Raw genomic sequence first — 14,151 nt, forward strand, 5'->3', positions numbered from 1 at the left:
GTCGACTCCTCAGGCCAGCACGGGCCGCACGGAATCGCCTCGACCAATGGCGTAGTAGCTGAGTCCGGCCGCCTTGACAGTGTTGGGTGAGAAGAGATTGCGCCCATCGATGACCACCGGCTCGAGCAATGTCTTGCGCAGCCATTCGAAATCAATGGTCCGGAAAGCCTTCCATTCGGTGCAGATGACCAGGGCATGGGCACCCTCGAGGGCCTCGTCCCGCTTGTCGGCAAGCACGAGATCGTCGCGCTCCCCATAGAGTCGACGACACTCGTCCGTGGCCTCGGGGTCGTACGCCTGGACGCGGGCGCCAGCTTCCCAGAGCGACTCCATCAGCGCCCGGCTTGGAGCCTCGCGCATATCGTCGGTGTTGGGTTTGAAGGCCAGGCCCCAGACCGCAATGGTCTTGCCGGCCAGTTGGCCATCGAAGGCCTGGCAGAGCTTCTCGAACAGTTTGTTCTTCTGGCGACTATTGACCCGCTCCACGGCATTGACCATATCGGCTGGATAGCCCGCCGCTTCGGCGATATGCGCCAATGCCTTGACATCCTTGGGAAAGCAGGAACCACCGTAGCCGCATCCGGGGTAGATGAAGCTGTAGCCGATGCGTGGGTCTGAGCCGATGCCATGGCGCACCTCTTCAATATCGGCACCCAGGCGCTCGGCCAGATTGGCGACTTCGTTGATGAAGCTGATCTTGGTGGCGAGCATGGCGTTGGCGGCATACTTGGTCAGCTCGGCACTGCGTACGCCCATGAAAAGCATCTTGTCGCGTTGACGGTTGTAGGGCCCGTAACACTCCTGCATGGCGCTCTTGACGCGCTCCGAGTCGGTACCCACCACGATGCGAGAACCACGGGAGAAGTCCTCGATCGCCGCCCCTTCCTTGAGAAACTCCGGGTTGGAGCAGACATCGAACTCCGTGGACAGCCCACGTTGTTCCAGGATTTTGGCAATGGCCTGCTCGACCTTGCTGGCAGTGCCGACGGGTACCGTCGACTTGTTGACGATGATCCTGTGGCTCTCCATATGCTGGCCGATGGTTTCGGCCACCTTCAGAACATATTTCAGATCGGCGCTACCATCCTCATCGGAGGGCGTACCGACGGCAATGAACTGGAGCAACCCGAAAGCGACTCCCTCTGCCGCGTCGGTGGTGAAGCGCAGTCGGCCAGCGGCCATATTCTTGCCGATCAGGTTCTCCAGGCCAGGTTCGTAGATCGGTATCTCGCCTGCATTCAGGCGGGCAACCTTCTGCTCGTCCACATCGATGCAGATCACGTCATGACCCACATCGGCCAGACAAGCACCTGTCACGAGTCCCACGTAGCCGGAACCGAAGATAGAAATCTTCATGATCGTCTTGCTCCTTGCTGATAGGCCCTTCCGTGAAATCAACGCCAACCATCGGAAATTCCCGATGACGACGCAGGGCCAGAAAGTTAGTTCGAGCTCAAGTAATATGCAGCAACCATGCCGGTTCCGAAAAATATTGTAGAAACAAAGGGTCTGGCGATTTCCAATCACCAAGGCGCATAGAGTGGACGTCTCGAGCGTCTCGATTAAGCGACGCTTATTTCCTGTCACAGGGGTAAGCTTGCAGATCAACGGTTTGGAGTGTCTCAAAATGGAGACGCTTTTAAGCGGTTTTGTACAATCAACTGATTCGTAGTGTTTAAATAAGTAATTATTTCCGGTGGTCCACGGTCTCAGGACGAAGCGCTCACTCCCCCACCTGATGCCGGCGTGCTTCCATGCGTGTCAGGAAGACGCGCATGATGCGTTCATAGAGTGCCTTTCCCAGCACGGCATCCTCTATGCCGGCATCGACATTGGGGTTGTCGTTGACCTCTATGACCACGACTCGCTCGCCGGCCTGCTTGATGTCCACACCATAGAAGCCGTTGCCGATCAGGCGGGTGGCCTTGAGGGCAGCCTGCAACACGGCGGGTGGGGCCTCCTCAGGGTCATGGGTGGTGAAGCCGCCGCTTTTCACTCGGCTGCCGGAGTGGTCATAGATCTGCCAATGGCCACGCGCCATGTAGTAACAGCTGGCGAAGAGAACCTGGCCGTCGAGCACGCCGATGCGCCAGTCGTAGTCGGTAGGTAGCCACTCCTGGAGCAGCAGCAGCGCGGAAGTCTCGAACAGCTTGGCCGCCTCGCGTTCCAACTGGTCGGGGTCCGATACCTTCACCACGCCGCGGGAGAAGGCGCCATCGGGCACTTTCAGCACCAGGGGAAATGTCATCCCCTGAAGCGATTCGACCAGGCGACCCCGGTCCCCGCGCTTGAGCAGACGGCCTTCCGGTGCCGGCACTCCCCGGGCTCGCAGCAGGGCATGGAGATACACCTTGTTGGTGCAGCGCAGGATGTCCTGGGGCGTATCGATCACCACCAGGCCTTCGTGCTCCGCCAGCCGGGCCATACGGTAAGTGTGGTGATCAAGCGCCGTGGTTTCGCGGATGAAGAGGCCGTCGAATTCGGCCAGCCGGCCCATGTCGCGACGGGTGATGAGTGACACGTCGACTCCCAGGCGGCGACCCGCGCGGATAAAGGCGCGAAGCGCGCCGCGGTTGCTGGGGGGGAGGGCTTCCTGGGGGTCGACGAGGATCGCCAGGTCGAAGCGGTAGCGCCGGCGGGCCTTGGGCGTGCGCCAGACCCTGAGCGAGTGTCGATTGAGGGCTGTGGCGAACAGGTCCTGTTCATCGACGGTCAGGTCGCGCAGGCGCAATGGCTTGAGCCGCGCCAGGCGCCAGAGATCGTGTCGGCGAACCAGGCGGGCTTCCAGCAGCGGGCAGGGCAAGCGTTCGAACAGGCGCCGTGCCAGCCGGGTGAGCCCCGGCTCGCGACATTCGCCGAACAGCAGGCGTAGCGTGACCTGGTCGCCGGGAAGCTGGCCCTCCCGCGACAGCTCACCAAGCAGCGGTGCCAGTGAGTCCAGCTGCAAGTCGGTCAGTGACTTGCGTGCCAGGGCGTTGAGCGTCTCCACGGTGGGCAGGACGCGCTGCCCCCGGGCCTGGGCGAGAAGCGAGACGTAGTAGCCGCTGCCCAGGTAGTCCAGGTCGCTGCACAGGTTGATGACATGGGTGGCCCGGTCCTGCTCGTCGCGGCTGGAACGATGTCGTCGGTCCAGTGACAGGAAGTCGTCGGCACTGACCAGGTCCTCGGTGGGGTAATAGGGCCGCCAGTCATTCAGGCGGTCAACGACGATACGCAGCGGGCACATGGGGTTCCTGGCGAGATAGGAGAGCGGCATGGAAGGGTGTTCAGCATGCCCCTGCGTGTGGTTATGGACAAGATGCTGGCAGCCTGAAAAGATTTCATGCAGCGTGGCACTGACAAGAGTGTGACGCGTAGCGACAATCCGTTGCTGCCATACTGGAATCCATGACATGACCGTTACATTGCGCGAGGCGCAGGCCAAGGATCTCGATGCCCTCGTGCGTCTCGAGCAGATCGCCTTCGAGGGCGACCGTTTCAGCCGTCGGCAACTCTGGCACCTGCTCAACCGTGCCAATGCCCATATCCTGCTCGCCGAGAACGCCGAAGGCCGCCTCCTGGGCCATGGCATCCTGTTGTTTCGTCGAAGCAGCCAGCGTGTGCGTCTCTACTCCTTCTGCGTACACCCTGAAGCGCGCGGATTGGGAATCGGTCGTCAATTGCTCGGGGCCCTGGAGCAGGAGGCCCGGCGGCGTGGCGGTGAGCGGCTGGGTCTTGAGGTGCGGGCCGACAACCGGGCTGCGCTGGCGCTGTATCGCCGCATGGGCTTCAGCCTGCAGCGCTGGCTGGAAGACTACTATGAGGATGGGTGCGCCGGCTGGCAGATGGAAAAGTCGCTGACGAAGGCGTGATAGGTGAATATATCCAGCGGCTGCTAGAATGCGCTTCCACCCTCCTTATAACCGGCCAGTGGAACTTGATCATGCCATCCTTCGATATCGTTTCCGAATTCGACAAGCACGAAGCCAGCAATGCCGTTGACCAGGCCAATCGCGAGATCCAGGGCCGTTTCGACTTCAAGGGTGTGACGGCGAGCCTCGAGCTCAATGGTGACACCGTTCAGCTCGAGGCCGAGGTCGATTTCCAACTGACGCAGATGCTCGACGTGCTGCGCAACCGGCTCATCGCCCGGGGTATCGATGCCCGCTGCATGGACCCCCAGGACCCCGAGCTTTCCGGCGTCCGGGCCCGCCAGCAGATCGTCCTGAAGCAGGGTCTCGAGCAGAAGGAAGCCAAGGATATCGTCAAGCGCATCAAGGATAGCAAGCTCAAGGTCCAGGCCCAGATCCAGGGCGACAAGGTCCGCGTGACCGGCAAGAAGCGCGACGACCTGCAGCAGGTCATGGCCCTGTTGCGGGGCGAGGGCGGCCCCGACCTGGCGCTGCAGTTCGACAACTTCCGCGACTGAGCGAGTGCCTTGGTGTCGTGCTGCCTTGCCGCATCACGGCGTTCGATGCTGGATCCTCAACCGTATTGCGGTGTGATCTGATACAGGTCAAGTCGAGGTGAAAGCGATCTTGAAATCACGCCATCCGCCACCAATTCTGCTTATGCCAAGGGGCAACCCGACGGCATTGGGTATTCCGATTTGTGTCACATATGAAGTGAGCAAACAGGAGGTGGCGTATGAATCTGCAGAAGCTCTCTCCCTGGAACTGGTTCAAGAGCGAGAACGCCGATACCCCGGCTCCGCCAACCACGGTTGAGCCTCGGCGGGGTGAGCTCACGCCGTTGCTGGGCATGCATCAGGAGTTGGATCGCTGGATGGACAGCGTGATGCGCCAGTTCGGCATGCCGTCCCTGGAAAGCCGCCTTGGGGACATGCCGGGCCTGCTGCAGCCACGGCTCGATATCGCCGAGCGTGGCAGCGAATACGTGATCAGCGTCGAGGTGCCGGGGGTAGAGGAGAAGGACATCACGCTCTCCCTGGACGACCATCGCCTGGTCATTGAAGGCGAGAAGCGCCATGAGAGCCGTACGGAAGAGGACCAGTTCCATCGTGTCGAGCGCTCCTATGGCCGCTTCCGGCGCGTACTGGACCTGCCGGCGGATGCCAGGGACGAGGAGATCCAGGCCTCCTTCGACAAGGGGGTGCTGACGGTGCGGGTGCCGCGCAGCGAACAAGCCAAGCCGGCCCGCCGTGAAATCCCCATCCAGTGAAAGCGGCTAATCAGCCGGTGGTTAATGCCGGTCGCTGATGACAGTATCGGGCTCGCCCAGTGGCGGGCTCTTTTTTTCGCCATAGTTTTTTTCGCCATAGGCAGAGGCGATTGGCCACAGCGGCAGTGATGGGCTTCAATGGTCAGCAACAGGATCGCCTCACTTCCGGAGGAAGCGCATGCACTCGCTTCGCCGTGCCGCATACATTGCCCTGGCCTGGGTCAGCTTCTGCCTCGGTGTCATCGGTGTCTTCGTACCGCTGATGCCGACAACCTGCTTCATGCTGCTGGCGGTCTGGGCGGCTTCCCGCGGTTCGCCGCGTTTTGCGCTGTGGATTCGTGAGCATCCACGCTTCGGCCCGGCCGTGGTGGCCTGGGAGGGCGAGAGAGCCATTCCCCGCCACGCCAAATGGCTGGCCGGGGCCATGTTGAGCTTCTCGATCCTGGTATTGTTGCTCACCCTCAGCGTGGTCTGGCTGAAAGCGATTCTGGTCACCGGGCTGGTCCTGTTGGGCCTGTGGATCGCCAGCCGCCCCGAGCCTCGGGGGCTTGCCGCTCCCCCCGCGCAACTTGTTCGCCGCTGAATCGACGGCTGCCTTTGAGGTTCGGGAGCCGGCCCCCGTACAATGGCCGTCGATTCCCGTCAGGAGCCTTTCCGCGATGTCTGAACCCAAGCCGACCTATCTCAGCGACTATCGGCCGCCTGCCTACCGTGTCACCCACACCGAATTGACCTTCGATCTCAAGCCCGATGCCACCCGGGTCAAGGCTCGCCTGCACCTGGAGCGCCACCCGGAGCGAGAAGCCGGCGCCGCCCTCGAGCTCGATGGCGAGCAGCTCATGCTCAAGTCCATCGCCATCGACGGCCAGCCACTGGAACAGGATGAGTATGCGCTCACGGCAACCGGTCTGATCGTACATCGGGTGCCGGAGCGCTTCCTGCTGGATACCGAGGTGGAAATCGCCCCGCAGGAGAATACGGCGCTCGAGGGGCTCTACCTCTCCAACGGCATGTACTGCACCCAGTGCGAGGCAGAGGGCTTCCGTCGCATCACCTATTATCCCGACCGGCCCGATGTCATGGCGACCTTTGCCACCACGGTCATCGGCGACGCGACCCGTGAGCCGGTACTGCTTTCGAACGGCAATCCGGTGGAGCGTGGCGATCTGCCGGGTGGACGCCATTTCGTGACCTGGGAGGATCCACACCCCAAGCCCTGCTACCTGTTCGCCCTGGTTGCCGGGGATCTCCAGAAGGTGGAAGACCGCTTTACCACCATGAGCGGGCGCGAGGTGGCGCTGCAGATCTGGGTCGAGGAGGAGAACCTCGACAAGACCGATCATGCCATGGCGTCACTGAAGCGGGCCATGACGTGGGACGAGGAGACCTACGGGCGCGAGTACGACCTGGACCTGTTCATGATCGTGGCGGTCAACGACTTCAACATGGGCGCCATGGAGAACAAGGGGCTCAACATCTTCAACTCGGCGGCGGTGCTGACCCATCCGCATACCGCCACCGATGCCGCCTTCCAGCGGGTCGAGGGGATCGTGGCCCACGAATACTTCCACAACTGGTCGGGTAACCGGGTGACCTGTCGCGACTGGTTCCAGCTCTCGCTCAAGGAGGGCTTCACCGTCTTCCGCGACCAGTGCTTCTCCGCCGATACCAACTCGGCCGCGGTCAAGCGCATCGAGGACGTCTCCTTCTTCCGCACCGCCCAGTTCGCCGAGGATGCCGGGCCCACGGCGCATCCGATACGTCCCGACCACTATATCGAGATCACCAATTTCTACACCCTGACCATCTACGAGAAGGGGGCTGAGGTGGTGCGTATGCTGCGTAATCTGGTGGGCTGGGAAGCCTTCCGTCGCGGCAGCGATGACTACTTCGAGCGCTTCGACGGCCAGGCAGTGACCATCGAGGACTTCGTCGGCTGCATGGCCGAAGCCTCGGGTCTCGACCTTTCCCAGTTCATGCGCTGGTACTCCCAGGCCGGGACGCCGGAGATCGATGCCCATGGCGAGTACGACTATGCCAATGCCGAATACCACCTGACCCTGCGTCAGCGTACCCCGGCCACCCCGGGGCAGCCCGACAAGCAGCCCTTGCATATACCGGTGCGGCTGGGGCTGGTGGGAACCAAGTCGGGACGGGATCTGGGGCTGACGCTGGATGGCGAGAGCCTGGGCAGCGACGCGGTGATCCACCTGCGTGAGCCGGAGCAGTCCTTCGTCTTCACCGATGTCAGGGAAGCGCCGGTAGCTTCGCTGCTGCGTGGCTTCTCGGCGCCGGTCCAGGTCCGTTTCCACTACAGTCGCGAGGAGTTGGCCTTCCTGATGGCCAACGACTCGGATGGCTTCAACCGCTGGGATGCCGGGCAGCGACTGGCCATGCTGGCGCTGGACGACCTGATCGCCGCTCACCGCAACGGTGTCGAGAAGGTGATGGACTCACGGTTGGTCGAGGCCTTCCGTGCCCTGCTCGAGCGTGGAGGCGACGACAAGGCGGTGCTGGCCGAGATGCTGACCCTTCCCTCCGAAGCCTATATTGCCGAGCAGCAGCCGCTGGTGGATGTGGATGCCATCCACGCGGCTCGCACCTTCGTCGAGCAGTCCCTGGCCATCACCCTGCGTGACGCGTTCATCGACCTCTTCGAAGCCAACCGGTCGGAGGCTCCCTATGCGCCGGAGTCCGAGCAGATCGGCCAGCGTAGCCTCAAGAACGTGGCACTCTCCTACCTGATGGCAATAGAGGACGAGCAGGGCATCGAATCGGCTCAGGCGCAGTTCCATGCCGACCACAACATGACCGACGTGCGCCACGCCCTGACCCTGCTCACCCACAGCAGCCGCAACGATCTGGCCGACCCGGCGCTGAGGGCCTTCGGCGAGAAGTGGGCTCATGACGCCCTGGTCATGGACCAGTGGTTCAGCATCCAGGTCACACGCCCCCAGTCGGATGCGCTGGACCGGGTCAGGTACCTGATGGCCCATCCGGCCTTCTCGTTGAAGAATCCCAACAGGGTGCGGGCCCTGATCGGCACTTTCGCCAGCCAGAACCGGGTCAACTTCCATCGTATCGATGGAGAAGGCTACCGACTGCTGGCCGATGTGGTGATCGAGCTCAACCGCCTCAACCCCGAAATCGCCGCGCGGCTGATTGCGCCGCTGACCCGCTGGCAGCGCTTCGACGAGACCCGCCAGGAGTTGATGAAGGGTGAGCTCGAGCGTATTCGTGCCGAGGAGCTCTCGCCGAATGTTTATGAGGTGATCGAAAAGGCCCTCGCTTGATGTGAGGGTTATTGGGCGAGAGCGATTTGCGTCGCGAGCGATGATAGGCTGGTCGCCGCCGGAGCGCAGCTCCCGGAATGTAGCCTGCTACATGAGGAGAGCGAGCACCGCCGGCGGCCAGGGTATCGAGCGCAGCAGCAAAGCCTCCGTCCAATCAATTGATCAGCCAGCTTAAAACCGTGACGCCGAGCAGCCCCCAGATCAGGGTCGCCACCAGGCGCCGGCGCAGCAGGGCGCGCAGGCCCAGATAGAGTAGCCAAAGGCCGAGAACCAAGATCAGCAGGCTCACCAGGGTAGTCGGGACGCCTAGCGAAGCGGAGAGGCCGTGGAAAAATCCACGGGCGGCGTCGCCGAGGTTCTGGAAGAAGTGAATCAGCAGATCCACCACGAAACGGATGATGTCGCCGAGTGTCGTGCCCAGCCAGGTAAAGAAATCTTGCATGCGTCGTTCCGGTAGCCTTACTCGATCATGTCGAGAACGGTCCCTACGATATCATCCATGGTGACCAGGCCCACCAACTTGTTGTCATCGAGTACCAGGATCCGCTTGACCACGCTGTCGGTCATCAGGCTAGCGACATGTCGAACATCCAGCGACTCGCCGACGCCGATGGCCGGCTTGGCGCAGACGTCATAGACATTGATCAGGTCGATGTCGCCGTTCTCGGCGACGATGGTCTTGAGGATATTGGTGTAGGTGATCAGGCCCCAGGCATCGTGGGGGTCCTGCTGCTCGACGACCAGGCACTTGAGGTTGTGGCGCTTCATCAACCCCAGGGCGTCGCGAAGCGTGGCGAAGGGCGACACCGTCACCACGTCGCGCATCATGATGTCCTTGACCAGCATCTTGTCACTCCGTCTGTTGTTGAATTCAGTGGTCGTGCCTGAGCCGCTCCTCGAAGCGCTTGACCTGCGACATGTCGATTCCACCGAGATGCTCCACGGGCAGCGTCATGACCAGCCCCTTGGAGTCATCGCCGGAAGGGTTGAGTACCTGGCGTATCGCCTTGAGCACCCGGAGCGACAGGCTCTTTTCCAGTGTCATCAGCATGATGCTCTGACTGCCTTCGAAGGTCAGGCCGAAGAAGGTCTTCTTGCGCTCACCGCCGATGCCCCGGCCCGACATCAGGGTCATGCCCACCGCGCCCGCCTCGGTGGCGGCATCGATGCACTCCTGCTCGAGCTCCTCCGGCGCGATGGCGACCAACAGCGAAAACTTCATGTCCTCTCTCCTCCACGCTTCGCCACCCAATTCATGAGAATGGCATAGCTCATAACGGTCACGATAGGAAAGATCGAGGCGAAGGCGATCAGCCCGAAGCCGTCGATCAGTACGTTGCGGCCCTCGATCTGGCCGGCCAGGCCAATGCCGAGCGCCGTGACCAGGGGTACCGTCACCTCGGAGGTCGTCACGCCACCCAGGTCGAAGGCCAGTGCCACGATATAGCGGGGCGCCAGGGCGGTCAGCAGGATGACCAGCGTATAGCCACCGATAATGTAGTGATGGATGGAGTCGCCGGTGATGATGCGGTGTACGCCGATGGTGATGCCGATGGCCACGCCGAGTGCCACCAGCAGGCGGATCACGTTGCCCTGGATCTTTCCCGCCGCTGCCTCTTCGGCCTGCTGGCCAATGGCGATCAATGCCGGCTCGGCCATGGTGGTGGCGAACCCGATGCAGAAGGCGAAGAGGTAGACCCAAAGCCAGGTATCGAGGGTGACCAATTGGTAGGCCATGCTCTGGCCGATGGGGAAGAGCCCGAGCTTGAGGCCCACCACGAAGGCGTAGAGGCCGATGATGACCAGGGCGAAGCCGATACCGACCCTGAGTGGGTCGGCCAGTGAGCGCTTGAGGACGGCATACTGGAAGAACAGGATCACCAGAATGATCGGCAGCACGTCACGCAACATGCTGAAGAGATCGAGCAGCATCTGCAGCGGACCGGCGGGAGGGGTGACGTCGTCCTGGCCGGTCATGAGCTCGGCTCCGGTCGGGATGCTGCCCGGATCGGCGTAGACCAGGATGCCGTAGAGCTGCACGCTGATCATCGGCACCATCACGGCGAGTGCCACCAGGCCGAAGCCGTCGATCAGCGAACTGCGGCCGCGGATGGACGCGGCAAGTCCAATGCCCAGGGCGGCGATCAGCGGAACCGTGACGATGTTGGTGGTGACGCCGCCGGAGTCGTAGGCCAGGCCGACGATCTCCGCGGGGGCAAAGAAGGTCACCAGCACGACCAGCAGGTAGCCCACGATCATGTACCAGTGCAGGGGGTGGCCCAGGATGACCCGGAATACGCCGAGTGCCATCACCAACCCCACCGAACCGGCCACGATCAGGCGTAGCGTCAAGGCGTCGATTCGCCCTTCGCTGATCTGGGCAGCCTGATCGGCCACGGCGATCAACGCCGGTTCGGCCACCACGGCAGAAAAGCCGATGGAGAAGCCGAACAGCATGAGAATCGGCATCGAACCGCGGCGGGCGAACTGGTTGGCCAGGCGCTTGCCCACCGGAAAGATGCTCAACTCAAGCCCCTGCAGGAACAGGGCGACGCCCAGGGCCACGATCATAAGGCCGATCGCCATGCTCAGCCCGCCATCGGGCCACTCCCGCAGCAGCAGTGCCTGAAAGGCCACCACCACCACGATTATCGGCAGCAGGTTGCGCACGGCATGGGCCAGCGCATTGAGAAAATCCCGGAGTTGCTCTGCCAAGACCGGCTCCCTGAGGCAGGTTCCGTTGACGACAATCGCTCTTGTCGCTGTTATGCGGGGCGAGGACAGGCTAGCCTGTCAGCCTGGATAGTAACATTAGCCTGACTCGATGAACGACGGATGACGAGGGGCGACCTGGCGCAGGCCTTGCCGGCATGACCTGGCTGTCGCCACACTATATCATTGTGCATGGCCTTGAGCAGGCGAGGGCGGTTGGCCATTCATTGATCACGATCAAGACTATGTATATCGACCCGAACGGGATCATGCGCATTGCGCCAAACGGAGAGGAGCGGCCATGAACGTTTCGCTGATCATAGTGCTGGTGGTACTGGGCCTGGTGCTTGTCTACGGAGCCAGTATCTACAACCGGTTAGTGGCACTGAAGAATCGCTACCAGAATGCCTTCGCCCAGATCGAGGTGCAGCTCAAGCGTCGTTACGACCTCATTCCCAACCTGGTGGAGACGGCCAAGGGTTACATGGCCCACGAGCGGGAGACCCTGCAGGCCGTCACCGAGGCGCGCAACACGGCCCTGGCGGGTCTCAAGCATGCCGCGGCACAGCCCGGCGAGCCCGGTGCCATGGCCGAACTGGCCGGGGCCGAAGGGGCGCTGGGGGCGGCACTCGGACGCTTCAACATGGTCATGGAGGCGTACCCGGATCTCAAGGCATCCGAGAACATGCGCCAGCTCTCCGAGACGCTCACCAGCACCGAGAACCGGGTCGCCTTCGCTCGCCAGGCCTTCAACGACGCGGTCATGCAGTACAACACCTACAAGCAGAGCTTCCCCCCGATCCTGCTCGCTGGCCCCCTGGGGCATCGTGTGGATGCGGCCCTGCTCGAATTCGAGGACAGCGCCGAGATTCAGGCGGCACCCAAGGTCAGCTTCTGACGGGGGGAGGAATGGATTTTTTCGGAGCCCAGGATCAGGCGCGGCGGCTGACGGCACGGCTGGTACTCCTGCTGCTCGTGGCGGTGGCCGGCATGGTGGCCGCGGCGGTGCTGATCGTGGCGGTGGCCATGGCACTGCTCGACGGCGGGCAGGCCGGTGCCGATCCCCTGGCGCGTGCGTTCGACCCGGTGTTGCTGGGGAGTGTCGCCCTCGGGGTGGTCGCAGTGGTGGGGCTGGGTAGCCTGATGCGCCACCTGCAGCTGCGAGGCGGGGGCTCAGCGGTGGCCGAGGCCCTGGGCGGACGCCTGATCAATGGCAGTACCCATGACGCCGACGAGCAGCGGCTGCTCAACGTGGTCGAAGAGATGGCCATCGCCTCGGGCATGCCCGTACCGGCGGTCTATGTACTGGAAGAGCCGTCCATCAACGCCTTCGCCGCGGGGCATGCTCCCCACGATGCCGCCATCGGGGTCACCCGTGGGGCTATCCAGACACTCGATCGCGACGAGCTCCAGGGCGTTGTCGCTCATGAGTTCAGCCATATTCTGCACGGCGACATGCGCCTCAACATGCGCCTGGTCGCGCTGCTCTACGGTATTCTGGTGATCGGCCTGGTCGGCCGAATGCTGCTGCACGGCATGGCCGGCCGGCGCGCGGTGCGTAGCTCGCGTCGCGGCAACGGCCACGCCGTGATGCTGGGTGCCGGCATCGCCCTGATGGTGGTGGGCTATGTGGGCACGCTGTGCGGCAACCTCATCAAGGCTGCGGTCAGCCGGCAGCGCGAGTTCCTGGCCGATGCCAGTGCGGTGCAGTACACCCGTAATCCGGAAGGCCTGGCGCGGGCACTGAAGCGCCTGGCGGCCCACTCCCATGGTTCCGAGCTGCGCGCCACCCAGGCGGCCGAGTTCAGCCATCTCTATTTCGGTCGCGGCCTGCGCGGCCTGAGCGGGCTTACCGCCACCCACCCGCCGCTGACTACGCGCATCGAGCGGCTGCAGCCCGATTGGGATGGCAGCCTGCCAGAGCCACGCCCGGTTGCCGATGACCCGGCAGCCGAACGTCGACGGCCCGGCGATGTGCCGTCGGCTGCCGGGCTTACCGGTCAGGCCGCCGTCTCTGGCCTGTCGTCTCCTCCCTCTGCGGCGCCAACCACGGCCGCGCATTCCGCCAGTATCACCAGCGGTAGCGCCCAGGGCCTCTCGCGACGGGTCGGGCAGCCCGGCCCCGCGGATATCGTTCGTGCGCGGCAGACGCTGGCTGGGCTCGACGACCGCCTGCTGGAGGCGGCCCATGAGCCGTATGCCGCCCGTGCGCTAGTCTACGGCATCCTGATGGGCGTCGACCCTTCCAGCCGCGAGCGCCAGCGTCAGGCGCTGGTGGACCAGGCGCTGCCCGAGGTCCTGGTGGAGCTGGACCGTCTTGCGCCACCGCTGGCAGCGATGGAGCCTGGGCAGCGCCTGGCGCTGATCGAACTGGCCATGCCGATGCTGCGCCAGCTCACCACCGCCCAATTTGCCGGCTTTCGGGCCTGCCTGAGCCGTTTGATGGCCGAGGAGGCGCAGCCCGGCGCCCTGCAGTGGGGGCTGCATCGTATCGTGCTCGTGGGGGTCGAAGGGCCTCGCCACCGTCGCCATCGTCGTTACCACCTGTCTCAGTTGGAGGCTCCTGTCGCGCGGCTGTTGTCGAGCCTGGCCAGGGCAGGGGAGGTCGAGGAGGCGGAGGCCCGCGATGCCTTCCAGTCCGCCCTGCAGGCATTGCCGATCGCGCCAGCCTTCATGTCCCGGCTGGCGAGCCCGGAGGAGCTGGATCAGGCAGTGGAATCGCTGCTGCAATTGACGGACGACGACAAGGTGCTGCTGCTGGATGCCATGGCGCGCTGTGTCTTCCATGACGGCCACATTGCTCCGGGCGAAGCCGAAATGTTAAGAGCCGTTGCCTGGTCCCTGGGCTGCCCCCTGCCGGCAACGGCCGCCGATTGATGCCAGGGTCTTCCCGCGCCCAGGGATCGTTTTGCCGATGTGCTGTCCAATTCCTTAACACACAGCAGTTGCTGTCGACTTGCAGGTACGTCGGGGCTTTGCTGCAATG

General features: G+C 63.2%; 13 protein-coding genes. 7 read left to right on the top strand and 6 right to left on the bottom strand.

All coding sequences use genetic code 11. The annotated features are described in order from the left end of the window. Nucleotides 1-9 precede the first annotated feature (9 nt). Both LY622_RS04210 and LY622_RS04215 read right to left on the bottom strand, forming a co-directional pair. Nucleotides 10-1,356 (bottom strand): UDP-glucose dehydrogenase family protein, encoded by a 1,347-nt coding sequence (locus LY622_RS04210; protein ID WP_234289742.1) that lies wholly within the window; start codon nucleotides 1,354-1,356, stop codon nucleotides 10-12. Nucleotides 1,357-1,723: 367 nt separating this feature from the next. Continuing rightward, nucleotides 1,724-3,226 (bottom strand): RimK family ATP-grasp domain-containing protein, encoded by a 1,503-nt coding sequence (locus LY622_RS04215; RefSeq protein ID WP_234289803.1) that lies wholly within the window; start codon nucleotides 3,224-3,226, stop codon nucleotides 1,724-1,726. Between the two features lie 166 nt (nucleotides 3,227-3,392). Between LY622_RS04215 and LY622_RS04220 the strand changes: the two genes are divergently transcribed. The 5 genes from LY622_RS04220 to pepN all read left to right on the top strand — a co-directional run bounded on the left by LY622_RS04220 (nucleotide 3,393) and on the right by pepN (nucleotide 8,453). Continuing rightward, nucleotides 3,393-3,851, top strand: coding sequence for a GNAT family N-acetyltransferase (locus LY622_RS04220; protein WP_234279336.1), 459 nt, complete (start codon nucleotides 3,393-3,395; stop codon nucleotides 3,849-3,851). Nucleotides 3,852-3,922: 71 nt separating this feature from the next. Next, complete coding sequence (locus LY622_RS04225; RefSeq protein WP_043512550.1) at nucleotides 3,923-4,408, top strand: YajQ family cyclic di-GMP-binding protein; 486 nt, start codon at nucleotides 3,923-3,925, stop codon at nucleotides 4,406-4,408. Nucleotides 4,409-4,626: 218 nt separating this feature from the next. Beyond that, nucleotides 4,627-5,160 carry an Hsp20/alpha crystallin family protein gene (locus LY622_RS04230; RefSeq protein WP_234289743.1) on the top strand — a complete coding sequence of 178 codons (534 nt, stop codon included), beginning with the start codon at nucleotides 4,627-4,629 and terminating at the stop codon, nucleotides 5,158-5,160. A gap of 178 nt (nucleotides 5,161-5,338) precedes the next feature. After that, nucleotides 5,339-5,743 (top strand): YbaN family protein, encoded by a 405-nt coding sequence (locus LY622_RS04235; protein ID WP_234289744.1) that lies wholly within the window; start codon nucleotides 5,339-5,341, stop codon nucleotides 5,741-5,743. A gap of 76 nt (nucleotides 5,744-5,819) precedes the next feature. Next, nucleotides 5,820-8,453 (top strand): aminopeptidase N, encoded by a 2,634-nt coding sequence (gene pepN, locus LY622_RS04240; RefSeq protein ID WP_234289745.1) that lies wholly within the window; start codon nucleotides 5,820-5,822, stop codon nucleotides 8,451-8,453. Nucleotides 8,454-8,607: 154 nt separating this feature from the next. Here pepN and LY622_RS04245 read toward each other — a convergent pair whose 3' ends face one another. From LY622_RS04245 to LY622_RS22625, 4 genes are read right to left on the bottom strand one after another with little or no spacing between them, the layout of a single operon-like run. After that, complete coding sequence (locus tag LY622_RS04245) at nucleotides 8,608-8,895, bottom strand: hypothetical protein (protein ID WP_234279340.1); 288 nt, start codon at nucleotides 8,893-8,895, stop codon at nucleotides 8,608-8,610. A 17-nt stretch (nucleotides 8,896-8,912) separates the two neighbouring features. Beyond that, entirely contained in the window at nucleotides 8,913-9,299 is a 387-nt protein-coding gene (locus LY622_RS04250; RefSeq protein WP_043516451.1) for a CBS domain-containing protein, read from the bottom strand. A 25-nt stretch (nucleotides 9,300-9,324) separates the two neighbouring features. Continuing rightward, a complete protein-coding gene (locus tag LY622_RS04255) occupies nucleotides 9,325-9,675 on the bottom strand; it encodes a P-II family nitrogen regulator (protein WP_234289746.1) in 351 nt (116 codons plus the stop codon). Further along, complete coding sequence (locus LY622_RS22625) at nucleotides 9,672-11,168, bottom strand: DUF1538 domain-containing protein (protein WP_369413751.1); 1,497 nt, start codon at nucleotides 11,166-11,168, stop codon at nucleotides 9,672-9,674. The genes LY622_RS04255 and LY622_RS22625 overlap by 4 nt, the downstream gene beginning before the upstream one ends. 298 nt (nucleotides 11,169-11,466) lie before the next feature. On the opposite strand from LY622_RS22625, the gene LY622_RS04270 reads away from it, so the two are divergent. Together LY622_RS04270 and LY622_RS04275 are read left to right on the top strand one after the other, a co-directional pair. Beyond that, nucleotides 11,467-12,063, top strand: coding sequence for a LemA family protein (locus LY622_RS04270; protein ID WP_234289747.1), 597 nt, complete (start codon nucleotides 11,467-11,469; stop codon nucleotides 12,061-12,063). Nucleotides 12,064-12,074: 11 nt separating this feature from the next. Next, entirely contained in the window at nucleotides 12,075-14,042 is a 1,968-nt protein-coding gene (locus LY622_RS04275) for a M48 family metallopeptidase (RefSeq protein WP_234289748.1), read from the top strand. The last annotated feature ends 109 nt before the right edge of the window (nucleotides 14,043-14,151 follow it).

The sequence above is a fragment of the Halomonas alkalisoli genome, from assembly GCF_021412585.1.
Classification (GTDB): domain Bacteria; phylum Pseudomonadota; class Gammaproteobacteria; order Pseudomonadales; family Halomonadaceae; genus Halomonas; species Halomonas alkalisoli.

Bases quoted from the DNA above. Each gene is read 5' to 3' on its own strand.
- pepN (WP_234289745.1), top strand. From the start codon at position 5,820: ATGTCTGAACCCAAGCCGACCTATCTCAGCGACTATCGGCCGCCTGCC.
- LY622_RS04235 (WP_234289744.1), top strand. From the start codon at position 5,339: ATGCACTCGCTTCGCCGTGCCGCATACATTGCCCTGGCCTGGGTCAGC.
- LY622_RS04275 (WP_234289748.1), top strand. From the start codon at position 12,075: ATGGATTTTTTCGGAGCCCAGGATCAGGCGCGGCGGCTGACGGCACGG.
- LY622_RS04255 (WP_234289746.1), bottom strand. From the start codon at position 9,675: ATGAAGTTTTCGCTGTTGGTCGCCATCGCGCCGGAGGAGCTCGAGCAG.
- LY622_RS04225 (WP_043512550.1), top strand. From the start codon at position 3,923: ATGCCATCCTTCGATATCGTTTCCGAATTCGACAAGCACGAAGCCAGC.
- LY622_RS04270 (WP_234289747.1), top strand. From the start codon at position 11,467: ATGAACGTTTCGCTGATCATAGTGCTGGTGGTACTGGGCCTGGTGCTT.
- LY622_RS04250 (WP_043516451.1), bottom strand. From the start codon at position 9,299: ATGCTGGTCAAGGACATCATGATGCGCGACGTGGTGACGGTGTCGCCC.
- LY622_RS04215 (WP_234289803.1), bottom strand. From the start codon at position 3,226: ATGTGCCCGCTGCGTATCGTCGTTGACCGCCTGAATGACTGGCGGCCC.
- LY622_RS04210 (WP_234289742.1), bottom strand. From the start codon at position 1,356: ATGAAGATTTCTATCTTCGGTTCCGGCTACGTGGGACTCGTGACAGGT.
- LY622_RS04245 (WP_234279340.1), bottom strand. From the start codon at position 8,895: ATGCAAGATTTCTTTACCTGGCTGGGCACGACACTCGGCGACATCATC.
- LY622_RS04230 (WP_234289743.1), top strand. From the start codon at position 4,627: ATGAATCTGCAGAAGCTCTCTCCCTGGAACTGGTTCAAGAGCGAGAAC.
- LY622_RS04220 (WP_234279336.1), top strand. From the start codon at position 3,393: ATGACCGTTACATTGCGCGAGGCGCAGGCCAAGGATCTCGATGCCCTC.